The organism is Bradyrhizobium iriomotense (assembly GCF_030160715.1).
Taxonomy (GTDB): Bacteria; Pseudomonadota; Alphaproteobacteria; order Rhizobiales; family Xanthobacteraceae; genus Bradyrhizobium; species Bradyrhizobium iriomotense.
Map to the genome: position 1 here is coordinate 1 of NZ_BSOW01000026.1, position 23,778 is coordinate 23,778.

At 61.4% G+C, this 23,778-nt stretch carries 18 protein-coding genes; 1 reads left to right on the forward strand and 17 read right to left on the reverse strand.

The features are described from left to right. Positions 1–217 precede the first annotated feature (217 nt). From QQL28_RS31140 to QQL28_RS31210, 15 genes are all read right to left on the reverse strand, one after another. Positions 218–1,036 carry an ABC transporter ATP-binding protein gene (locus tag QQL28_RS31140; RefSeq protein WP_284271684.1) on the reverse strand — a complete coding sequence of 273 codons (819 nt, stop codon included), beginning with the start codon at positions 1,034–1,036 and terminating at the stop codon, positions 218–220. A gap of 85 nt (positions 1,037–1,121) precedes the next feature. Further along, positions 1,122–2,450 (reverse strand): ABC transporter substrate-binding protein, encoded by a 1,329-nt coding sequence (locus QQL28_RS31145; RefSeq protein ID WP_284271685.1) that lies wholly within the window; start codon positions 2,448–2,450, stop codon positions 1,122–1,124. A gap of 99 nt (positions 2,451–2,549) precedes the next feature. Continuing rightward, positions 2,550–3,677, reverse strand: a complete 1,128-nt coding sequence (locus QQL28_RS31150; protein ID WP_284271687.1) for a branched-chain amino acid ABC transporter permease — start codon at positions 3,675–3,677, stop codon at positions 2,550–2,552. Positions 3,678–3,692: 15 nt separating this feature from the next. Beyond that, a complete protein-coding gene (locus tag QQL28_RS31155; RefSeq protein WP_284271688.1) occupies positions 3,693–4,622 on the reverse strand; it encodes a branched-chain amino acid ABC transporter permease in 930 nt (309 codons plus the stop codon). 9 nt (positions 4,623–4,631) lie between these two features. After that, positions 4,632–5,417 carry an ABC transporter ATP-binding protein gene (locus QQL28_RS31160; protein WP_284271689.1) on the reverse strand — a complete coding sequence of 262 codons (786 nt, stop codon included), beginning with the start codon at positions 5,415–5,417 and terminating at the stop codon, positions 4,632–4,634. After that, a complete protein-coding gene (locus QQL28_RS31165) occupies positions 5,414–7,384 on the reverse strand; it encodes an AMP-binding protein (protein ID WP_284271851.1) in 1,971 nt (656 codons plus the stop codon). Before QQL28_RS31165 ends, QQL28_RS31160 begins: the two co-directional genes overlap by 4 nt. Before the next feature lie 1,264 nt (positions 7,385–8,648). Then, positions 8,649–9,107, reverse strand: a complete 459-nt coding sequence (locus tag QQL28_RS31170; protein WP_284271690.1) for a hypothetical protein — start codon at positions 9,105–9,107, stop codon at positions 8,649–8,651. Positions 9,108–9,509: 402 nt separating this feature from the next. After that, entirely contained in the window at positions 9,510–10,871 is a 1,362-nt protein-coding gene (locus tag QQL28_RS31175) for a tyrosine-type recombinase/integrase (protein ID WP_284271691.1), read from the reverse strand. 310 nt (positions 10,872–11,181) lie between these two features. Next, positions 11,182–12,309 (reverse strand): M24 family metallopeptidase, encoded by a 1,128-nt coding sequence (locus QQL28_RS31180; RefSeq protein ID WP_284271692.1) that lies wholly within the window; start codon positions 12,307–12,309, stop codon positions 11,182–11,184. A gap of 40 nt (positions 12,310–12,349) precedes the next feature. After that, positions 12,350–13,564, reverse strand: coding sequence for a M20 family metallopeptidase (locus QQL28_RS31185; protein ID WP_284271693.1), 1,215 nt, complete (start codon positions 13,562–13,564; stop codon positions 12,350–12,352). 18 nt (positions 13,565–13,582) lie between these two features. Then, on the reverse strand, positions 13,583–15,157 hold the full coding sequence (nikE, locus tag QQL28_RS31190) for a nickel ABC transporter ATP-binding protein NikE (RefSeq protein ID WP_284271694.1): 1,575 nt from the start codon (positions 15,155–15,157) through the stop codon (positions 13,583–13,585). Next, on the reverse strand, positions 15,154–15,984 hold the full coding sequence (locus QQL28_RS31195) for an ABC transporter permease (protein WP_284271695.1): 831 nt from the start codon (positions 15,982–15,984) through the stop codon (positions 15,154–15,156). The genes nikE and QQL28_RS31195 overlap by 4 nt, the downstream gene beginning before the upstream one ends. Continuing rightward, positions 15,977–16,924 (reverse strand): ABC transporter permease, encoded by a 948-nt coding sequence (locus tag QQL28_RS31200; protein WP_284271696.1) that lies wholly within the window; start codon positions 16,922–16,924, stop codon positions 15,977–15,979. Before QQL28_RS31200 ends, QQL28_RS31195 begins: the two co-directional genes overlap by 8 nt. 15 nt (positions 16,925–16,939) lie before the next feature. Further along, positions 16,940–18,487 (reverse strand): ABC transporter substrate-binding protein, encoded by a 1,548-nt coding sequence (locus QQL28_RS31205; RefSeq protein ID WP_284271697.1) that lies wholly within the window; start codon positions 18,485–18,487, stop codon positions 16,940–16,942. 18 nt (positions 18,488–18,505) lie between these two features. Further along, the gene (locus tag QQL28_RS31210) at positions 18,506–19,822 is read right to left on the reverse strand and encodes a M20 family metallopeptidase (RefSeq protein ID WP_284271698.1); all 1,317 of its coding nucleotides are present in this window, start codon (positions 19,820–19,822) and stop codon (positions 18,506–18,508) included. Between the two features lie 81 nt (positions 19,823–19,903). On the opposite strand from QQL28_RS31210, the gene QQL28_RS31215 reads away from it, so the two are divergent. Then, a complete protein-coding gene (locus QQL28_RS31215) occupies positions 19,904–20,665 on the forward strand; it encodes a GntR family transcriptional regulator (protein ID WP_284271699.1) in 762 nt (253 codons plus the stop codon). 182 nt (positions 20,666–20,847) lie between these two features. Here the strand turns inward: QQL28_RS31215 and QQL28_RS31220 are convergent, their stop codons facing one another. Continuing rightward, entirely contained in the window at positions 20,848–22,221 is a 1,374-nt protein-coding gene (locus tag QQL28_RS31220) for a DUF1254 domain-containing protein (protein ID WP_284271700.1), read from the reverse strand. 48 nt (positions 22,222–22,269) lie between these two features. Continuing rightward, positions 22,270–23,601, reverse strand: coding sequence for a DUF1254 domain-containing protein (locus QQL28_RS31225; RefSeq protein WP_284271701.1), 1,332 nt, complete (start codon positions 23,599–23,601; stop codon positions 22,270–22,272). Between the last annotated feature and the right edge of the window lie 177 nt (positions 23,602–23,778).

A 23,778-nucleotide genomic window follows, 5' to 3' on the forward strand; every position in this document is an offset into this window, starting at 1 on the left:
CCATCCATGCTGGCCTCCTTCCAGCCAGCATGGTGAATCAGAAACGGGCTGATTTGGGAATCCCAAATCGATTCAACTTAACCCCATCCCGCTTTAGCGGGAAGGGCAGCTCTTGGCGCAAAGCGGACATTCGCGAGACTCCCCTGTCACAGAAGGCCAGAAGCAGACCGGTGGCAGGCAATCACCGGCCCTAGCGGCTCAAGGCAAATCGTCGGCGCTAAGCGAGCCAACGCTTTCGCCGCTTGTAGTGCTTCACATCGCGATATGATTTTCGCTTGTCGCCGGCGACTCCAAGATAGAACTCCTTGACGTCCTCGTTTGCGGCGAGCGCGCGCGCTTCGCCGTCCATCACCACGCGGCCATTTTCGAGAATGTAGCCGTGGCTCGCATATCTGAGCGCCATATTGGTGTTCTGTTCAGCGAGAAGAAACGACACACCCTCCTTGACGTTGAGATCCTTCACGATCTCGAAGATCTCCTCGACGATCTGCGGCGCCAAGCCCATCGAAGGCTCGTCGAGCAAAATCATCTTGGGGCGCGACATCAGCGCTCGCCCAATCACGCACATCTGCTGTTCGCCGCCTGACGTATAGCCCGCGGTGGAACCGCGTCGCTCTCTGAGACGGGGGAAATAGGCGTAGACCCGCTCCAGATCCTGCGCGATCGCCAACTTGCCGTCCCGCCGCGTGAAGGCGCCGGTCATGAGATTGTCTTCGACCGTAAGATGGGGGAAGGCACGCCGCCCCTCCATCACCTGAATGCAACCCCGCCGCACCAGATCGTTCGGCGAGAGGGACTGCACCTCGACCCCGTCGAACAGGATCGCGCCCTTGGTGACCTCGCCGCGCTCTGCATGCAGGAGATTGGAGATCGCCTTCAGTGTCGTGGTCTTGCCAGCACCATTGGCGCCGAGAATCGCGACAATACCGCCCCGAGGGACCTCCAGCGATACGCCCTTCAACACGAGGATGACGTGATCGTAGACAACCTCGATATTGTTGACCGACAGAACCGGAGCTACCTTTTCCGTCACCATGACAACTACCTTGTAAATTGACACGCGTCCATCTTTCCAAGCAGGGGTCCGGGAGCCGGCACAGGCCCCCGGATCGCCCACATGCTCAGCTTTCCTTCGCGCAGTCGCGCGGCTTGATCTTCTTGTCCGCGGCATACTTCGCGGAAACCTCGGCTACGAGCGGGTCGATCAGCGGTTCGTCAGCCGTGTACCAGTCGGAGATCACTTTCCAGGACTTGCCATCCCACTGCTGTACGCGCCCATCGCGCGTGCCCTCGTGGTCAGAGCAGGAGATCCTGATCGGCTTCAACATTCCCTCAAAGCCGAGCTCCTTGATGCGCGCATCATTAAGGTTGAGATTCTCGAGGCCCCAACGGACCTGCTCGCCCGTCAGCGGCTTCTGACCGAACTTCTCCTGCGCCTTGCGGATCGCCTCCACGCCGAGCATGGCATTCACGATGCCACGGTTGTACAGAATTTCGCCGACCTTGCCAGGTTCTGTCGAGCCTTTACCCTTGGCGTAGACGTATTTCGCTACGTCGGCATGCACCGGAAACTGACCTGCGCCATGCTGAAGCATCAGCGACTTGTAGCCTGCGGCCTGATCACCTGCGGGCGTCACATCCGGCTCCGCACCCGACCACCAAACACCAATCATCTTGTCGCGCGGGTAGGCGACGGCCGCCGCTTCCTTGACTGCCGTGCTATTCATTACGCCCCAGCCCCAGACCAGCACATAGTCTGGACGGTTCTGGCGGATCGCCAACCATTGCGACTTCTGTTCAACACCGGGGTGCGTGACCGGGATCGGCGTGAACTCAAAGCCGTATTTCTTTGCCAGCACCTGCAGCATCGGAATCGGCTCTTTGCCGTACGGGCTGTCGTGATACAGCAACGAAATCTTCCTGCCCTTCAGCTTGTCGAACCCGCCCAGTTCCTTCGCGACATGCTGGATTGCTATATCGGCCGCGGACCAATAAGTGCCAAGAAAGGGGAAATTGTATGGGAACACGGCGCCGTTCTTCGAGTCGGCTCGGCCATATCCCATCGTTATGATCGGGATCTTGTCCGTCTCAGTCTTTTCGGTAAGGGCGAAGGTGATGCCGGTCGACAGCGGATTGATGAAGGCCGCGCCGGTGGGCCCCTTGCCCTTGAGGCGCTCGTAACACTCGACGCCCTTGTCGGTCGCGTAAGCTGTCTCGCATTCCTCGACCAGAAGTTTGACGCCGGTGATGCCGCCGTCGCGCTCGTTGATCAGGTTGTAGTAATCGGCAACGCCGTTGGCATACGGCGCGCCGTTTACGGCGTACGGTCCCGTCCGGTAGGACAGTATCGGGACGAACTGTTCGTTTTGAGCCGAGGCCGGTGCGATGAACGCTGCGCCCGACAACATGGCCGTTGCCAGTGTGGCTAGGCTGCGTGCAATATTTGCCATTTCGATATTCTCCTGCTTGAGCTTCTCCTTCGTATTTCGCTTCGTTCGTTCTTTGCTAAGGGCTGTCACCCGCGTTGCGGTCTAGACGCGATCTATCCTTCAATAGGGAAATGGCCAAAGTCTAAGCTTCTCCTTGCCAATCGATATCAGCCGGGCGAAGCCACGGGGTTCTTTGATAAGGAGATAGCAGATCAACGACCCGAAGATGATGAATTCGAGGTGCGTGATCGTTTGCGTCGATAGTGGCACGCCGAGCTCGGTTGGAACGAGGTTCAGCATAATCGGCACGATGAGGATGAAGGCCGCCCCGACGAACGACCCCATGATCGATCCGAGCCCGCCGATGATGACCATGAACAGAAGCTCCAATGAACGGTCTATCGAGAACGCAAGGGGTTCCCAGGATCCCAGGTAGACGAACGCCCAGAGGGCGCCCGCTACCCCAACGATGAATGAAGAGACCGCGAAAGCCGTGAGCTTTGCATAGAGCGGCCGGATACCGATCAGTTCGGCGGCGATATCCATGTCGCGGATCGCCATCCACTGTCTGCCAAGATTGCTGCGAACGAGATTCTTCGTCAACACCGTCAAGACAACCACGAACAACAGGCAGAGCAGGTAGCGCTCGACCGGCGTGCGAACGACCAGGCCGAAGAAATCCAGCGCCGGCGCGTTCACCGATCCCGACGGGGCGTAATTGGTGAACCACGGGATCCGCAGGAATACCCAATCGAAGAAGAACTGCGCAGCGAGCGTTGCAACTGCCAGATAGAGGCCTTTGATCCGCAGACTGGGAATACCGAACAGGATTCCGGCACCCGCCGCCATGAGCCCCCCAAGTAGAATGGAAGCCAGCACCGGCAACGGCGGGATTGAGATCGCGAAGCCAAGAAAGCCAAGCGGGATATGTACGCCTGTCGCCAGTTTGTAGGCGGAATAGGCGCCGATGGCCATGAACGCGCCGCTGCCGAGCGAGATTTGGCCGCAATAGCCGACGAGAATGTTGGTCCCGATGGCGGCGAGCGCCAGGATAAGGAAGGGGAGCAAGATGGCCCACAGGAGATAGTCGCTGCCGAACGGCCAGATATGGAAGGTGGCAAACATCGGCACGCCGATGAAGGCGATACCGAGCAAGACAGCGAGCGCAATACGGTCCTGACGGATCGGGAAGATCGCCATGTCCTCTACGTAGGTCGTCTTGAACTGGCCAGCCTCGCGATAAAGCACCACGAACTCCTTGCCTCAGATACGTTCAATGATCCGCTCGCCGAACAGACCCTGGGGGCGCACGAGCAGCACCGCCAACGCCAGCACGTAGGCAAACCAATATTCGATACCGCCGCCGATGGACGGCCCCAGGTACACTTCCGCAATCTTCTCACCCGCCCCCACAATGAGCCCGCCGGCAATGGCTCCCGGAATTGAGGTGAGCCCCCCGATGATCAGGACCGGGAGCGCCTTCAGCGCGAGAAAGGTGATGGAGAACTGCACGCCAAGCTTGGTACCCCACACGGTCGCTGCAACGAGCGCAACGAGACCGGCAACGAGCCACACCACGAACCAAATCCAATTGATCGGAATCCCGACCGAATGCGCGGCCAAATGGTCGTCAGCCACAGCCCTGAGTGCGCGACCCGTCCTAGTGCGCTGAAAGAAGATCGCGAGGCCGGCAACCAGAATGCCCGCGATCAACGCACCCAAGACGTCCAGCTTGTTGATCAGAATCCCACCCGGAAAGAGCTCCTCAAATACAAACCAGGCGTCCGTCGGGAATAGCCGTAACGGGTAGACGTCCGACCCGAAGATCATCTCCGCCGCGCCCTCAATGATGAATGTCACGCCGATCGTGGACATGAACAGCGTGAGGCCGTCCTGGTTAACAAGAGGTCCGATCACGAACCGCTCGATTAGCCAGGCGGTCGCCGCCATGATCGCGGCGGCAAAGCCGAGACCGAGGACGATCGCGGCCCACAGCGGAAAGCCGTTGACAACCAGGAGATCGAGGGTGCGAACCAGCGCCAGCCCTGCGAGCAATACCATTGCTCCCTGAGCATAATTGAACACGCCGGATGCCTTGAAGATCAGCACGAAGCCGAGTGCGACCAGCGAATAGAGCACGCCGGACATCAATCCGCCGATCAGAATCTCGAGAAATTGACCCGTTGCGATCACGAACGCTCCTCAGTGTGAAACGCCAAGATAGGCGTCGATGACGGCCTGGCTTTTCTTCACCTCGTCCGGCGTGCCGTCGGCGATCTTGACGCCGTGATCGAGCACCGCCACTCGATCCGAGAGATCCATGACTACGGCCATGTCGTGCTCGATCAGCGCGATTGTCGTGCCGTAGTGATTGTTCACGTCGACGATGAACCGCGACATGTCCTCCTTCTCTTCGAGGTTCATGCCTGCCATTGGCTCGTCGAGGAGAAGTAGGTCAGGCTCCATCGCGAGGGCGCGACCAAGTTCGACGCGCTTCTGCAAACCGTAGGGCAAACGCCCAACCGGCACCTTGCGGATCGCCTCGATCTCCAGAAAGTCGATGATCTCCTCGACCCGGCGCCGATGCTCGAGCTCCTCTGCCAGAGCAGGTCCGTAACGCAGCATCTGCCACAACAGACCCCGGCGCACCTTCAAAGTGCGGCCGGCCATAATATTGTCGAGCGCGCTCATTCCTTTAAACAGGGCAACATTTTGAAAGGTGCGAGCGATGCCTCCACGGGCCGCCTCGAATGGCTGCATTCTGGTCCGGGTTCGTCCCTTGAAGGTGATGGTACCGGAATCGGGATGGTAGAAACCGTTTACGACATTGAGCATCGAGGTCTTACCGGCGCCGTTGGGGCCGATAATGGCGCGAATCTCGCCTTTTCGGACGTTGAACGAAACGTCTCTCAACGCTCTGACGCCGCCAAAGGCCAGCGCTACGCCCTCCACATGGAGCAGGATTTCGTTTGTGTCCGGCGCTCTCATGCGGCCTTTCCCCGAGGCTTGGCCCCGTTAGTTACCTGCATGTCGCGAATCTTGACCCGCGCCGCGATCGTGCCCTTGCGACCATCCTCAAAGGTGACTTCGGTGGAAATGTCGGCCTCATACGAGCCGTCGTAGAGTGCCGTGAGCAGCGGCGCATAGCGCTCTGCGATGAATCGGCGGCGCACCTTCTGCGTGCGGGTCAATTCACCATCATCCGCATCGAGCTCCTTGTGCAAAATTACGAAGCGGCGAATCTGAGCGCCTGCGAGCATCTTTTCTTGGGCGAGAGAACGGTTCACCGCGGCAACGTCTTTTGCGACCATTTCATAGACGAGCGGATGCCCGGCAAGCTCCTGATAGGATCCGTAGGCGACGTTGTTACGTTCCGCCCAATTCGCGACGGCAATCGGGTCGATGTTGAGCATGGCGCAAACGAACTCTTTTGAGTCACCGAAAGTGACCGCTTCCCTGATGTTGGGAAAGAACTTCAGCTTGTTCTCCAAGTACTTCGGTGCGAACATTGTGCCGTCCGCCAGTTTGCCGACGTCTTTTGCGCGATCTATGATTTTTAGATGTCCGGTCTTTTCATCGAGAAACCCGGCATCGCCGGTCTTGACGTACCCGTCGGGCGTCATGACTTCAGCGGTTTTTGCCTGATCCTTGAAATATCCGATGAACATGCCGGGCGAGTGAAACTGCACCTCGCTCGATTCCGTAATGCGGATGTCGACGTTCGGCGCAGCCGGGCCAACCGTATCTGAGTAGATCTGGCTATCAGGCTGGCACGTCACGTAAAGGAACGCCTCAGTCTGACCGTAGAGCTGCTTCAGATTTAGTCCGATCGAACGGTAGAACGCGAACAGATCCGGACCGATGGCCTCACCTGCAGTGTATGCGACGCGTACCCGAGACAGGCCGAGAACGTTCTTGAGTGGCTCGTAGACCAGAAAGCGCCCGAGCGCATAGAGCAACCGGCCCGACAGCGGCACCGATTTTCCGCTTGATACCTGCTCGCCATACCGGCGCGCGACCTCGAGGAAGTACTTGAAGGTTCGTCGCTTGATGGGTGCAGCGTCTTCCATGCGGATCATGAGCCGCGTTAGCATGGCCTCGAAGCCGCGCGGCGGGGCGAAGTAGAAGGTTGGTCCGATCTCGTGCCGGTCCTGCTCGATCGTGTCACTACTCTCGGGACACGCCGTACAGAATCCAGCGATGATGCCTTGCACGTAGTTGAGGTAATGATCGCCCACCCAGGCCAGCGGCAGATAGGCGAGCACCACGTCGTCGTAGGTCAGTCCGTCGAACCTTGTGGTATCGGTTGCGGCGTCAATGCAGCCTCGTGTCGACAGCATGACGCCCTTCGACGCTCCGGTCGTTCCCGACGTGTAGAGGATGACCGCGATGTCCGAACCATTTCCTGCCCGAACGAATTCATCAATCCGTTCGCTAAGCGCGGCATCGCCCGCAAGCGCCGCCCGGCCATCCTCGATGACTTTGCCGATTGCGATCGATCGGCAGTGATCATAGCTATCGAGGCCGCGCGTCTCGTCATAGACGATCTTGTCGAGTTGCGGCAATCGATCGGACACCGACAAGACCTTATCGACCTGCTCCTGGTCTTGCGCTGCGACCAGCTTCGCCTCGGCATGAGCGAGAACAAAAGCAAGCTCGTCGGCCACCGCATCCGAGTAAACCGGAACGGGAATTGCGCGCAGCGTCTGCGCCGCCATCATGGTCCAGTAGAGCTTTGGCCGATTGGAGCCAACTACAGCGATCGTGTCGCCCGGCTGCAAGCCAAGGCGATGCAAGCCCGCGGCGTAGGCACGCACGATCTCGGCAACTTGAGCCCAGGTCCAGCTCTGCCAGATCCCCAATTCCTTAAGCCGAAACGCCGGACGCGTGCTAAACTGCGCAGCATTTCGCAGCAGCAATTTGGGGAACGTGTCAAACGATCCGCCACCGGCCATGTCGGTCTCGATCCCAAAAACCGGCGCGTTGGTTCGCCCCTGCTTGTGGTGATGCCGGCCCGTTTTGGGCAGCAGCCATGCGAGTGCCGCATGGTCCAACATTACAACGGATGGAGAATCCTACAAGTCCGACATTGATAGATTCCGCTCGGCGGCGGTCCACCCCCGCCGGGGATAGTTTACTGGCCGCCAAGCCCAGAAGCGAATCTTGCGGCCAAACCAGTCCAGAAGGTGTCCGCGGCGGGAGGACACTGATCGGCTCCGAAGGGGTAACCCCAATAGCTAGTAAGTCTCATGTTCGGCGGGGGCCGAGGCGCAAGAGCCGAATGACATTCTCGTTCGCTCAGTCTGCGGGTCCTATGTTTGGGTGCGCTGCCACCAAACCAATCTCATCTGCTGCGCGGGCACTCTTCGTTTTTGCGACGTGCGTCGCTTCATCGATTGAGGCCCCCAGCTCCCGGTAGGTGGATCGAAGCGATGCTTCTGAGGTGTGCATTGGGATCCGACGCTCGCCCAGGGCAGGTCCGGCTTCCCCCTGACAGCGCCCACGACGTCCGGTATCCCAGCGCGCCCGACAGCGGTTGATCTACAGGTCGATCTCCAGGTTGGGAGCATCAGCCCAGCGCGCCTGCAATCCGATCGAGAGGTCACTGAGGATGTGCCCGGACCAGCCTGATTATCTGGGCAGTTACGCTCTCGTAGGCGTCCAATTTCTAGTGCTTTCCGAAAAACAGAAATTCTACCTGCGCCGTCAGGCAAATCAGTGGTTCATAGGGTGCATGCTGGAAAGGTTCGGCCTTCTGCAGCGCGATGCTTAGACAGCGCGTCTACTTCCATCCCAAAAACACAACATGTTCCTATGCGCAGCGCACACTGAGGCCGACATCGCCACGGCTCTCGAAGCGGCCGAGCTGGCCTTACATCTGTGGCGGCACTTCGCACAAGTGGATGAGAGGGTTTGCAGCGCGCAATACCTGTGGTCGCATCGCCTGATGCAAGACTTTGCAAAAAGACGGATGAAGACAAGCCAGCCGACCGGGATATAGGGGAGAGCGCGGTCGAGGAGAAAATCCTCAGTAATCGTTAACAGTATTAGTGCAGGGCCAGTTCTGAGACGCGGTGGCGTTGATGCTCGGGGCCTCCGCCTGCCGGAGGTCACCTTCCGTTGTGCTTGAGGCGGTGGCGCGACAACGGACTGGGCGTCCGTCATCGATAATGGCGGCGGCGCGCCCAGATGGCCTGCTCTGCGGCAGCACCTTACCCTTTAGCAGCCTCGGCAGATCGTGAGATTGGGCTTCAGTTTCTCAATTTCTGCTTGATCGCTCAGCGACTTTATCGCCGATGGCCTCTCGGCAACGTCGGGCTTTTGCCTGACCTTGGACTGTTTTGGGCGAGGCCTAATGGGCAGCGGCTCGCCTGTCTCCTCGCCATCGTCGATACCTACGGTAAAGCCATCGGGACCGGTCTCCTGTGACGGAGACAGCTTGCCGATGCGCGGCCTGGGCAAAATATTGTCGGTGGCCGGTGCCGGCGCGTCTTTGTCATTGGCAGGCGGTGGCGAGTTCTTGGCGGCTGCGGATCGTGCGGAGCCTTTGGCGGTCGATGTTCGCGCTGGAACGTCGTCGGTCGCCGTTGGTGGAGAAACGTTTTTGGTGGCCGGTGGCGACGGACCTTTGGCGGTCGCCGGTGGCGGCGAGGCAAGGATGACGGGCGGCGGATACATCGGGACTTCTGGCGCCATTGTCGGCGGAGGCGACGAACCTTTGGCTGTCGCCCTGCACCCCAGATTGAGACCGCCCCAGTGACACGTAGCCGCCGGTGGCGAACCTTGGTCGGTCACCGAAGGCGGCGGGGCCAGCGAGGTTTGACATCGAGCGCCGCCATGCAGCCAAAAACTGACAAACAACGAACCAACGGCAAATAATGCAGCGCTTTTCAATCGCATTCTGCAATCCGCTTCGCTGTTGAAATCACTGACACCTTAGCTGCGCGCAATCTTGACTACTTACGTCGCGATCAAAAGGTGACCAAAATAGGGAGGATGCACTAGAGACGATGCGGTTTACTGGCGTACGCCTGATGTCGAAATCTCAAATGTGGCCGTGAGTGAGAGTCCCCGAGCAGGCTAGGCGGCCCGCCGAATCCTTTGTTCCGCATCGAGATTGACCGGCCACATTTCACAATTCTTGGTCGCTCGTCGGCTGGCTCCGCGCCCCAGCCAATCTTGCAAGACTTGCATATCGGTAAGCGAGGGCCCTAAAGCGGCGAACACCGCGCTGCTGATAGCTTGCTGCTGGCTTCTTAGATGGTCCTCAAGGAGCTTGTGCCGGGTGATATACCCGGCGTTCACACCCGGGATGGCGTGGTTCATCAGGAGCTTTGCATCAACCTCAGAGACAGCGGCTGATGTCGCGATGGTTCGGAACGTTTGACGAAGGTCATTACCCCACTTGGAGAGCGTATCTCGATCTTCCTTTGTTTCCGCCACGTGGCCCGACTCGCTGTCGGCGGGGAATACCCATTCCCGCGCCTGAGCCGGATACATCTTCGCGCCAAAGCGAATTGCCCGAATGAGACACATGATCATCTCCCGCGACAGCGGAATATCGAAAGCACGTTTCCTGCCGCCTTTGGGTTTGGCGATGTGCAGTGTTCGCCGCCGAAAATCGATGTGGGTCGGCTTGACCTCCTGCAACGCAGTCGGCCTTGATCCAGAAAGCAGCGTGAACAAGTGGAATTCTCGCCGGACTGGATTGTCGAGGGCGGCCAGTTCTGTGAACCATCCTTTAAGATCGCTGGCGCCCATTCCGGTGTCGCGGCGCTCTTCCTGGTTCCAGTCGATAGCGTCTGCGGGGTTGTCGGGCGGCAGTGACCTATTGGTCTTACGGGCATGATTGTAGATCGCGCGCAGCGTTCGCATGCTCCCGTTCGCCATGTATGGACCATTCGTCTTGGTGGTCTCGTCGTGTTTCTTTGCCACTCGCGCGGGATCCAGTCCCAGTTCGCGCAATGGGACATCCAGCCATTCCATCAAGATCCGTTCGACGTGATCGCGATAGCCGCTTATCGTCTTTTCACTCCGGCCTTTTCGAATGAGGTGGGCTTCCAGATATCGTTGCCAAGCTTCGCAAAGCGTGATCTCCGCTGCGAGCGGCTTATTCGGGACCTTTCCAACGGTGTCGGCTGGCTGATCCTCCTTCGCCGGTTTTGGGTGCTTCCCTTGGCTGATCTGCGCCAGGTATTCCTTCGCCGTGGCGCGCGCAGTCCGGCTCGACATATCGGAAGTATCCCCGATAGACACCCTGATAGATGAGACGCGTTTTCCGTCTCGTCGGAGATCACCTTGAACTGTGAAGGTCCGTTTTCGTTTTCCGATGACGACGAAGAAGCCCTTCAGTTCTGTGTCGCGTGCCAAATACCAGCCATCTTTTGGAGTAGGCAATTGGGCGATCGTCTTGTCAGTCAGCAGAATGCGAACGTCAGCCATGATGGATGTCCTGAGGCACTAAACCGGTTTTCAAACGGTGTTGGCAAATCGAGATGTTTGGAGGTCTGGGTGCGAAGGACTGCGACGCTATGCGAGAAAGCTCGATAAACAAAGGGCTTCTCGAAGGATCGTAGTAGCGTAGCGCGCGTTTAGAAACAGCAGCGAACAGATCGTCTTGAACTCTTAATCAGCGGGTCCCAGGTTCGAGCCCTGGTGCGCCCACCATTTTGAAATCGGGCACTTTCGGCCGAACGGATTTGCCGCGCCGACGGCTCAATTCGCGGCTGTTGCGATGCGACGGGCCCGCAACTCAAACCTGAAAAATCTGCCGCGGTGCGCGCGTCAGGCATTCATGACCGGTTGCCGTTACCAGCACGGTTTCGCTCAGCGCAAGACCGTCGGCGGAAACGTACATGTGGAACACCATGCCTTCCTCCAGCGTCCAGTCCACGGTGGGAAGGAAGATGCGTGAGAAGTCGCTGGTGCGCGGTGTGTGGGCCGGATAGCAGCCGAGCGAATAGCCGGTGATGTTGGGATAGTCCGGCCGCAGGCCGTCGGCGAGCATGGCATCTCTGGCCAGTGCGTCGACATCGGCGGCGCTCGCGCCCGGCATCATCGCCTCGAGTTGCCGGTCCTGGATTTCGATCAGGCGCCGGGCGAGTTGCGATCGACGCGGGTCGATCTCGCCGATCACGGCCGACCGCATCAGGCGGGCGCCGTAGCCGTCGATATAGGGCAACAGCTCCATATGCAGGATGTCGCCCTTGGCGAGCGGCTGCTTGGTCAGCCCCCCGTGCAAAAAGGCGTTGCCGACACCGGCGGTGATGATCCCCGCGCGTGCGGCGTCCGCGCCTTCCTGCATGAAGACCTGATAGACGGCTGCCGCAGCGTCGCGGGCCGATCGGCCTTCGCCGGATGCTCTCAGAGCCGCATCGATGCCGAGGTCGCCGATCCCTGCGGCGCGCCGGAGCACCGCGATTTCCCTTGCGCTCTTCCTGGCGCGGAGCTCAGCCATCACGCCTGAGAAGTCGACAAAGCGCGCGTCCGGCAGTTGTGCCGCTAGACGCTTGAAGCGGGAAAGCGGCATGCAATAGGAGTCTTCGTCGAGTCCGACACGGCCCTTCCCGCAGCCGAGACTCCGGATGGTGTCGGCGAGTACCTGGACCGGGTCTTCCCAATCGGCAAAGGCAACGGAGCGTGACAGCCACGAGTTCTCGGTGAACGGGCCGAGGTCGACGGCGCGAAGGATCATGATTGGCTCGCCGTCGCGTGGCAGGAGGCAGGCCCGGTACATGTTCTCCGAAATCAAGAAGCCGGTGAGGTAGGCGAGGAACTCGCTCTGGTCGATGATGAGGACATCGAGCTCGCGAGTGGCCATCTGCTCGCGCACGCGCTTGACGCGCGTCTCGTATTCGTCGATCGGAAACAACATCGTCATTCACCCTTCGTGGGACCGGATGCGCGCTTTCGAGCGCCCACTATCCGCAAATCTCCAGCATGGCGAGCATGTAGATGCGGATCATGTCGACGAAATCGACGATGTCGACCCGTTCGTCGGGCATGGTGTTGTAGCGCCCGCCAGGGCCGCAAACGATGCCTTCCATCTTGCCGAAATAGTGCAGATGACCGGCGTCGGTGCCGTAGAAGCAGCTTGGGGCAACGGCTCCCGTCGGCTGGTCCTGTCCACGCACCGTGCGATAAGCGCGATTGACGGCCTCGACGATTGGGCTCGTGCGCGCCACTTCGAACGGCGGCATGGTTGGCACGCCGGAGCGGTCCTCCGACATGATCTCGGCCTTAAGGCCGGGAAACCGTGTTTCGAGCGCGTCGAGCTCGCGGCGCATGTCGGCTAGCGCACCGGCCTCGGTCTGGCCCGGCGCGTAGCGGCCCGAGCCCTTGATCCGCACGAAATCCGCAACCTGCGGCGCGCGCCATTCGTGCAGCTCGCGCCCGAGCGCGCCGTGGACGACGCCGACATGGACGCGATTGATCCCTTCATGTTCCGGCGAAAGGGCGCCCGAGAACTTCATCGCGTTGAGGCGCGGAATGAGATCGCACGCCGCCGTGATCGCATCGACCGCCTCCTCACGCTTGGACAGATGACGGGTATTGCCGGTGAGCTCAATGATGAACATGAAGGCCGCCGCGTGCATGGTCATGGCCTTCAGGTCGGTCGGCTCCGAATTGATAAAGTAGTCCGCACGAAGTCCCTGCTCGACCAGCGAGTAGGTGCCGACTCCGCCTTGCAGCTCGCCAACGACGTAGGTGAGGATGACGTCGCCCCTGAGTTTGACGCCGGCGTCGATCAGCGTCTTCACCGCGCAGAAATAGGCGGCATCGCCTGCCTTCATGTTGGAAACGCCGATGCCGTAGATGAAGGCGTCGTCGACCTTGCCTGCCCAGGGATCGATGGTCCAGCCCTCGGTCACCGGGTTGGTGTCGAGATGGCCGTTGAACATCAGGCTCTTGCTGCCGCCGGTGCCTTTCCAGCGGCCGACGGCATTGACGCGGCCCTCATTGCCGAAGGGGGCGAGCTCGGTCGTAAGGCCGATCTCGCGCATGCGGCCGGCCATGTAGGCTGCAAGCTGCTTCTCGCCATCCGACTTGGAATAGCTCTTGTGCTGCACCATGCGTGACAGCAGATCGAGGGCGGCGGGCACATCGATCCGGGCGAGAAGTGCGTTGTGATCCATGGCAGGAAATCCTTGTCGTCAGCCGACCGGCACGGGGGAGGCGGCCATCAGTTCGCGGGTGTAGGGATGAACGTGGTCTGCGTCGAAATCTTCAACCGGCAAAAGGTCGACCACCTCGCCTCGGCGCATCACGGCGATGCGGTGAGCGATTTGACGGATGAGGTTGAGATCGTGGGTGATGAAGAGAAAGGCGGTCCCGGTCTCGGCGCGCAGCGCCAGCAGCAATTCGATGATCTGTGCCTGCACGGAAACATCCAATGGTGCCGTGATTTCGTCGCAGATCACGAGCTTTGGCCGCGCGGCAAAGGCCCGCGCAATGGCGACGCGCTGCTTCTCGCCGCCGGAGAGCTGGTGGGGCCAGCGACCGGCGTAGGACGCCGGCAGGCGAACCTGCTCGAGAAGGCGGGGGATCTCGTCCGCAGTGCCGCCATAGAGCTTCAGCGGGCGCGACAGAATTTCGCCGACCTTGTGGCGCGGATTGAGCGAGGAGTCCGGATGCTGGAAGATGATCTGCACGTCGCGGCGATAGGCTGCGTTCATGTCACGCGCGCTCGTTATCACGTGCTTGTCGAAGCAGACCCTACCCGAAAAGCGCGCAAGGCCGGTGAGTGCCCGCGCCATCGAGGATTTGCCTGACCCGGACTCGCCGACGAGGCCGAGGATTTCTCCGGCCCGCACGTCCAGCCCGACACTCTTCGTTGCCGGCGGCGGTGCATGGCCGAAAAGGCTGGCGCGGCCGTAATGGACCTCGATGTCCGAGGCTGAGAGGAGAACCTCCTCACTGGACTTGTCGTGAACGAGCCGTCGTTCCGGCCTCGGCACGGCTTGCACGAGGGCCTGCGTATCGGCATGGCGTGGCGCGCGGAAAATATCCGCAGCCGGAGCCTGCTCGACCAGGCGGCCGCGTTTGAGGACCGCGACCCGGTCGGCGACCCGCGTCACCAGCGCAAGATCGTGGGAAATATAGAGCGCAGCAACGCCGGTCTCCTCGCGCAGCCGGGCGAACAGCTCGAGGATGCGTGCGCCGGTGATGACGTCGAGCGCCGTGGTCGGCTCGTCGAACAGGATGACGTCGGGCCGGCAACCGAAGGCCGTGGCAATGATCACACGCTGCTTCTCGCCGCCGGAAATCTCGTGCGGATAGCGCCGCATGATCGCGGCTGGATCGCGCAGGTCGACATGACCGAGCAGATCGATGGCAAGCGCGTCCGCTTCGCTCTGCTTGAGGCCGCGGTGCTGGGTCAGCGTCTCCGTGACCTGCCGGCCGATGGTCAGCGTCGGGTTGAGCGAGGTCGACGGATCCTGAAACACCATGCCGATCCGGCGTCCCCGGATCTTGGTCAGTTCCCGCGGGCTCAGGCGCCGGAGGTCGACGTCGCCGAGACGCAGCGATCCCGCAACCTCGCGGGCATTGTCCGGCAGGTGGCGCATCAGCGCCCAGGCAAGCGAGCTCTTGCCGGAGCCGGATTCCCCGACGAGGCCCAGCACCTCGCCCGGCCTGATCTCCAGCGAAATTTCGTGCAGCACGCGCACCGGTCCTGCGGCGGTCACGTAGTCGAGCGTATAGTTCTGGATCGCAAGTGCTGGGGTCACCGCTCATCCTTCGGATTGAGCACGTCGCGAAGGCCGTCGCCTAGGAGGTTGAAGGCAATCGCGGTGAGCGCGATCGCGACCGAGGGCGCGATCAGACCCCACGGCGCCTGATACATGTATTGCCGGGCATCCGCCACCATGAGCCCCCATTCGGATGCAGGTGGCTGGGCGCCGACGCCGAGGAAGCTGAGCGTTGCGAACAGCATGACGGCGAACGACACGCGGATCGTGGATTCGATCACGATCGGCGCCATCACATTGGGCAGCATCTCGCGGAAGATGATCCATCCCGCTCCCTCGCCACGCGCGATGGCCGCCTTGACGTAGTCCTGATTGCGCACGTTGAGCGCGACCGAGCGCGCCACGCGCGCCATGCCGGGCGCGAAGGCCACCGCGATGGCGACGACGGCGTTGCCGGCGCCGTTGCCGAGTGTCGAGACCAGCAACAGGGCCATCAGGAGGCCCGGGATCGCCATCACGGCGTCGTTGGTGCGCATGATGGCCTCGTCGGTTCGGCCGCCCAGATATGCCGAGCCGACGCCGATGATCGCGCCGGCTGCGCTGCCGACGAAGGTTGCGATGAGAGCCATCGGCACGGTCGAACGTGCGCCGACCATGAGGCGACTCAAGATGTCGCGGCCGAATTGGTCCGCGCCGAGCCAGTTCTGCCAGCCGGGTGCGCGAAACCGGCCGAGAAAATCGATCTTCTCCGGAGCATACGGCGCCAGCGCCGGCCCGAACAGGCATGCGACGGCGACAAGCGCCACGAGCGCGACGCCTACAAACCCCTGTGGCCTTCGGATCAGGCGGATGAATAGCTCAGTCATAGCGGATCCGCCGGTCGAGAAGGGCGTAGGCCATGTCGGCGAGCGTGTTGGTGACGGCATAGGTGGCGGCCATGATCAGTGCGCCCGCCTGGATCGACGGCAGGTCGCGCGTGGTAATGGCGACCATCAGCGCCCGTCCGATGCCGGGAATGGCGAAGATCTCTTCGATCACGATGATGCCGCCGAGCAGATAGCCGACGTCCAGCGCGATGATCGTGACGACCGGCAAGAGTGCATTGCGCAGAGCGTGGCGAAACAGCACGGTGCGTTCCGGCAACCCCTTCAACCGCGCGGCGCGGATATAGTCCGATTTCAGCACGTCGAGCGTCTCGGAGCGCATCATGCGCATCACGTGGGCGATGAGGATCACCGAGATGGTCAGGACCGGCAGCGCCAGATGGTGAATGCCGCTGCCGAAGTCTTCCAGCGGTGAGACGTAGCCGGTCGCCGGCAGCCAATGCAGCGTGTCGGCCAGCAAGAGCGCAAGCAGCGTCGCGGTGACGAATTCGGGCAGCGAGACGCCGAGATAGGCGATGAGACTGACGCCCGTGTCGGCAAGCCTGCCTTGCCGCAGTGCCGCCACCACACCGAGCGGCACGGCGACGACCAGCGTGACGAGGATCGAGGACACCGCGAGCAGCAGCGAACGCGACAGCGCCGCCAGCATGTCCGGGCCGACCGGCTGGCTCGTCCGCATCGAGACGCCGAAATCGCCGGCGAAGACGTGACCGGCCCAGCGCAGATATTGTCGCCAGGCCGGATCGCCGAGCCCGAGCTTTGCCCTGAGCGCGGCCAGCATTTCGGGCGTCGCATTCTCGCCAAGCAGCGACTGGGCCGCGTCGGCCGGCAGGATCTGCGTGATGGCGAACACCAGCATCGAGACCACGATGACGGTGTAGACCATCAGCATCAGCCGGCGCGCAAGCCAGGTGAGCGACACCTGATGTCTCCGGCGTCAGGCGCGCTTCGGCGCACCGGCGCCGAGCGAGACCATATCGAGACGGAACACCGAACCGCGCGGATGCAGCGTGTAACCTTCGACATAGGAACGCTGTGCCGCAAGCAGATCGAAGAACGCCGAGATGACCGTCGGGACTTCCGTGTTCATCATCTCCTGCGCCTTCGCGTAGAGCGCGGTGCGCTTCGCTTCGTCGGTCTCGACCCGGGCCGCATTGATGACGGTGTCGAACTCGCTGTTGTTCCAGCGAGTTTCGTTCCAGGTCGCGTTCGACGTGTAGAGCAGGTTGAAGATCGCATCTGCGGTCGGCTGCATGTTGTAGAAGCCGACGTAGAAATTGCCCTTCTTCCAGACTTGGTCGAGATAGGTCGCGTGCGGCATCGTCTGCACGTTGATCCGGAAGCCGGCTGCGGCGGCCATCTCGCGAACCGCGACGCCGAGCTGAGTACGGGTGGCCGGCCTGTCGGAAGCGATCAGCGTCAGATCGATACCGTTGGGATAGCCCGCGTCGGCCAAAAGCTGCTTCGCCTTGGCGATGTCGGGCTTCTTCTGCGGAATATTCTTGTAGAAGTGGTAGGCGGAGCTCAATGGCGTGTCGTTGCCGGGCGTCCCGTAGCCGCCGGCGACGAAGCCGACGGTTGCCTCGCGGTCGACCGCCAGTGCCAGGGCCTGGCGGACCCGGACGTCGTTGAATGGCTTCTGGTCGCAGCCGAGGTTGATATTGAGGAACTGGCCGGAGGGCGTTCGCAGTGCTTTGACGCCGCTGGCCTTGACAAGTCGCTCATACTCGCCGGGCGTCGTCGTCAGAAGCAGGTCGATCTCGCCGGAAATCATCGCCGAGGCTTCGGCGGTACGGTCCGGATAGATGAGCAATTCCACGCGGTCGAGATAGGGGCGCGTCGGGTCGTAATAGGCGGCATTTCGTTCGACGACGATCTTCCGATCGGGCTCATAGGACACGAGCTTGAAGGGGCCGGTGCCGTTCGCTGTCGTCGAAAGGCTGGCGATGTCGGTCGCGATGACCTTCGCAGGCACGATACGCGCGTTGAGATAGGTGAGGGCCACCGGCAGGTCGGCGTAGGCGCCGGAGAGCGTGAACTTGACGGTCAAGGGATCTATCGCCGCGACCTCCTTGATCGGACCGACATTGGTCCGGCCGGGCGAGGCAGTTTTCGGATCGAGGATGGCATTGATGGTAGCGACGACATCCTCGGAGGTCAGCGGCGAACCGTCGTGGAACGTAACTCCCGGGCGCAGCTTGAAGGTCCACTCCGTCCGTGTCTCATTCGGTTCCCAGGAGATCGCAAGGTCTGGCTCGACGGTCATGTCCGGCTTCAGCCGGGTCAGGTTGGAGTAGAGCAATTCGGTGACGAGATACTCCGGATTGACCCGCGCCAGCATCGGATGAATCACCGCCGCCGCCTGGTCGAGCGACATCCGCAGCACGCCGCCGCGCTTGGGGGCATCGGCGATGGCGATCCTGGGGAGGGTGACGAGGCTGATTGCAGTCCCGGCAAGAAAGAGGCGGCGGGTGACGGTCAGCATAAGAGTGTGCTCCTTGAGTTAGCCGATGACGGCTGCTTCGGGCGAAAGATCGGGACGGAATTCGGCTGACAGATAGGCCAGGACCGACTTCGCGAGCGCGACGATGTCGGTGAGCGTCGTGAATTCGCCGGGCGCGTGAATTCGGCTGTCCGGCCGACCAAGGCCCGTCAAAAGGATCTCCTGCATGCCGGTGGCTTGCACCCAGCCGAAATCGGAACAGCTCGTGGCGCCCCATTTGGCGAATTCGTCGGGTGCGTAGCCGAACCCGGCCGACAATGCCTCCTGCCAACGCGGCCAGTGTGGACCGGTCGGATCGGACGTCGGCATCAGGTGACCGTTGAGGATGATCTCGATCTCGGCGTGAGGCGTGGCCGTGCGGATCGCATCCTCGATTTCGCGGCGCGCGGCGAGGAAGTCCTCCTCCGGCGCGTAGCGGCGGCAGATGAGGATCTCGAACCGAGAGGGAATCTGGCCGCCGCATTGGCCGCCGTGAGCGGCGGAAATATCGAGCTGTGCCGCAAGCGGACGCGTCGCTCCTGGCGGCGCGGGCAGGGCGGATACGCGCTCTGCGATCTTCGGCTTCAAGGCGGCGAGCGTATTGAGGATCGGCAGTGCGGCCTCGATCGCATTGGCGCCGCCGCCTGCGCTTGGGGCTTCGCTCGCATGAAGCGTCCTGCCGTGCACCCGCAGCAGAAGCGTGAAGAGACCGAAGCAGCCGGCCCAGATTCGTGGCGCCGCTGCACCGTTGAAGTTGAGGATGTGACCTTCCAGCAAGCCCTGTTCGGCGAGATAGCGTATGCCGGGATAGAGCCCGCCTTCCTCGTCGGTGCAGAGCAGCAGCATCGGATCGTAGCCGAGCGCCAGGCCGGTTCTGTCGGCGGCGCGCAGCGCCAGCAGCACGGCGGCGATGGTCCCCTTCATATCGGCGGCGCCAAGGCCGATCAGGCGGTCGCCATCGCGCGTCAGCCGCAGGGGATCGGTTGCCCAGCCCGGTGCAGCGGGCACGGTATCGACGTGGAAATATAACCCCAGTGTCGGCTTGCCCGAGCGTCGGCGTGCGATGAGATTGGTGCGCGCGCCATGCGCCGGGCCGCCGGCGACGCGCCATAGCTGCTCGGGCACATCGACGCGCCGACATTGCAAGCCGAGCGTCGCGACGGCGCTCTCCATCAGTCCGGCAAACGCATCGTATCCCGCGCCGGGCGGGAAGCTGGTGTCGATCGCCACCATTCGCGCGAGATCGTCGACCGCGCTTTCGGCAATCCGTTCGATCTCGGCAAAGCTGTCGGCCAGTGTCGGTCCGGCCAGCCTGGGGCTTGATGGGGGCGAAATCATTTGCGGTGGTTGATTTCTATATTCTATAAAGAAATAGACGATGGACGCCGACTGCTGTCAATTCCAAAGAATGAGGCACATGTGACCGGCAAACAGGCAAAGGCAGCGACGAGCGGCCCCTCGAGCCTGCCGGTTCCGCTGTACGAGCACGTCAAGCGACAGATCGCCGAGGCGATCCTGGTCGGGGAACTGTCCCCCGGCACGGTCCTGCCGGGCGAGGTTGCGCTGGCGGCACGATACGGAGTTGCGGTCGGTACCATGCGCCGCGCCTTGGCGGATCTGACGGCCGACGGCATGCTGGTGCGCCGTCGCAAGACCGGCACCGTCGTGACCGGCCGTGCGCCGCAGCACAGCCTGCGCTTCTTCTTCCAATACTTCCGCCTGCATGGTGAAGACGGCAGCCTGCAGCGTTCCGTGCCCGAGGTCTTGTCGGTGACGGTCCGGCCGGCCGACAGGAAGGAGGCGGCGCTCTTTTCCGAGCCGGTGGGTGAGCCACTGCTCTGCCTCCATCGCATCCGGCGGGTAAGCCGCGCACCGGTCATGCATTCGCGCATCAGTGTCGTTGCGCGCCGCGTGCCCGATTTCCCTCGTGCGCCGGCCCGCGTGCCGGCGCTTCTCTATCTTCATCTGCTCGATGCTTATGGCATCCGCATTGCAGCGGTCCGCGAAAAATTGCTGGCCGAGGTTGCGGACGCGGAAGATCGGCGTCTGCTCGGCCTGCGATCGCCGAGCGCCGTCTTGGTCATTTGCGAAGAGGCATACGATCAGACCGGAGCATTGGCGCTCCTCAGCGAGCACCGCGCGACGACCGCGCATCACCACTATGTGAATGAGATCCGCTGACTCGGTTGGAGCGAGAGACGCCCCCCATTTTTTATTGGGAGCGGCCGAAGTTTCCGAGGGCAGGGGAGACAGGCGAGCCTACGCTTCTCCGCGATAACGTTCACCCAGCGGTATCCGTTCAAGTCGGCGCCGATGCAATGACACCCGCTTTGGACGGGCCCCACTGTTTGAGTGAAGTTCCCTTACTGGATCCTTTCCACGCCTGAGATCCGAAACCGGTAGTCGAGGATATCAGACTTCGGCTGATAGGCCCGGAAGACCATCTTGAACTGGCCTTTCGGCGCCGGAAGCCAGTTCGCGTCCATGTCGCCGCCGGGCGCTTCATGTTGGATCAGAATGTCGATGCCGCTGTCGGCGTTCTTCTTCAGTCCGCTGGTGCGATCGCCAATCGCGTAGCGATTGATGGGATTGGCGGTGAAGAACAACCGGCCATCCTCCATCAGTTCATACATCGACAGCGACCAGAACGCTTCGACAGGAATGCCGGTCGCGGGGATGTGAAGGCGGTATTTTCGCTCGCCGGTGAACGCGTCGCCGCGCGTATCCGTTTCGGCGCTCGGGTAGACAGCCTCGGCGGGCTCAAGGGCCAAGAGTGCGTTGAGGGCGATGACTGCCCGATAGTTATAATCCGTTCCAAAGTTTCCGATCTGCGGCGGATTGTAGTACCAGCCGTTGACCGGCGTTGCGTCTCCCGCCAGGGATTTCTTGAGCGACGCAAGCATCGCCGGGAAGTGCCGGTCCCACTCTGCTCGGACATCAGCGGGCAACGCGTCCCACGAGCATGCCTTGCCACAGATGCCGATTGTCGCAAACCGCTCCAGTAGCAGTTTCTCGTAAGATGGCACCTCATTCAGGGCCAACGCCTGATTGACGATTGCCACGAACGCCGCCGCACTGTTCGTTACGGGAGCAATCCCCTTCGGTCTCTGGGATTCCTGCTTGCTCAGCGACTCGATCCGGGTTCCGTCCTGCAGCGCGCGGACAGCGGGCAAGTCCGCGGGTCCGTCGACCACGATGCGCGTGAGGACGAGGACATCGACGGTCGGTGAACGAACGAGCCTCGCGTTCTCCGGCAACTCGCCCTGCCAGTCGGGGCCGACGACGATGAAGTCACCCTCGCGCGTACCCGTCAGCCGGCGACCGATCGTCGCAAAGTGGTTCGAGAAAATGTCGTAGAACGCGATGGAGTAGTAACGTCCGTTCGTGGCTGGCACATGGATTCGAACGGGCCCCGCCGACAGATCGAGAAAAGCTCTCGAATAGAGTGTGTCGTTGTTTGGGGTCGTGACCACTCGCCGCCGGTGGTCCACGAGGTCACGACCGTGCACGAATTGATTCGCCGGCGCGCGCGCGGGATTGGCGGGATCTTCGAGGTAGCTCCAGCGCAACCGCATCATTTCAGCAATTGGAAAGGCGTATGTGAATGCCTGTTTGATCGTCGAGCCGGTCGAAAATGGTGTGGCGGGCTGCGCTTTCAGCGACTGAGCAAGAAACGGGGCGATCATTAGCAGACCTGATCCCGCCAACGTCGTCACCGTGTTCCGAAGTCGGTTCATGTCCTTCTCCGTCTTTGGTTTGCATCGAGATGCCGGGGAGCAGCTGCCTTAGGCTGATTGAACGGCAGGAACCTGATAGTTCCCTTCAATTAAGGATGGCTTCGGCAGGTATGCCCGCAAGATCAGGACGAACTTGCCGTCGGCCGGCGTCGGCAGCCAATTTGCGTTCGGATTTGACGTCGGCTCCGTCCGCGACATCCATACTTCGAGCGAACCACCGGCACCGCGCTTCAAGTCGGGAGTCCGGTCACCGATCGTGTACCGATTGATCGCATTCTCGGCGAAGAATAGCTGGCCGTCCGCCGTCACGCGGTACATCGAGAGAGACCAGAATGAATCGGCGGGCGGAAGTTGATCTGCCGAGAATGTCAGTTTCCACGACTGCGAGCTGTCGAATCCCCGCCCATCGGGACCTCCGGAGCGCAGATACATCGCTTCGACCCGAGGCAATGCGCCGAGACCGGCGAGGGCGACCAGAGCGCGATAATCGTAATCCTCGCCGAAATCACCGAGACTAAAGCGAGGGAAGGTCCAGCCGTTTCTCATCAGGGCATTCCGCCGCGCCTGCGCCATGACACTTACCGCCTCGGCGATGCCGGCCTTGATCTCGGGGATCTGTTCGGGAGAGAATCGCGCGGGATCGAATGTTCGCCCGAACTCGATCAACGGCGCCATGCTGTCGAGCATGCGTGCATCCGTCACCGGAGGCGGGCTCTCATTCATGAGTTCTTGCACGGATGCAAAATACTGGTCCCATGGCGCCGAGCGTTTCGCATGGCTCTTCGGCGCGGCCGCTTCGGGCCCCTTGATCGTCCATCCGTCCTGAAAAGCATGTGCCTTTGGCAAGTCGCTTTCGCCGTCGACAAGGGTTCGCCCGAGGACCCACACCCAGTTGGTCGGGGAGCGGATGGCCATGCTGCTTGTATGGTTAGGACCCACGATAGTGAATGTCCTCGCGCTGGATCCGCTCGTGCGGGTGCCGACAATTGCGAAATTGTTCGAATACATGTCCAACAACGGCACGCAATAGTACCTGCTGCCGGAGGCTGGCACGCTGATCGTGATCGGCCCGTTTTCCAGATTCAACCATGCTTGGGAATACAAGGTGTCATTGTTGGGGGTGGTGACGAACTGTCCCTTCGCGGTGATCAGCGCACGCTGATGCTGGAAGGTGTTGACCTTGACACCATCGGCGCTACGCGCTGCGCGCTGTTCAGCCATCTCGATGAGGGGAAGGCCCCAAAGCCACGCATTACGTGCGGCGACTCTGAGGTTGGCCGGCGCGGCGGCCTCGGACGCAGTTTCAGAACGCGAAGCCGCGCGGACTCGGGTCGAAACCAGCGCCGCTGCCATAGTGGCGAGAAACTGTCGACGTTCCACTTGTTCGCTCCCTGCTTGCTTGTTTGGCCGGCGCCATGCGTCGTGACCACCGAAAGCCCGGCTGACGAACAGGGTGAACTACTGGAACATGCCTGTAAATTTGATTATATTCAGTAGGTGATTACTTTCTGTTATATCAGGGCGCCCCAGAATGCTCACAGCTTCGGACTTGCTGCT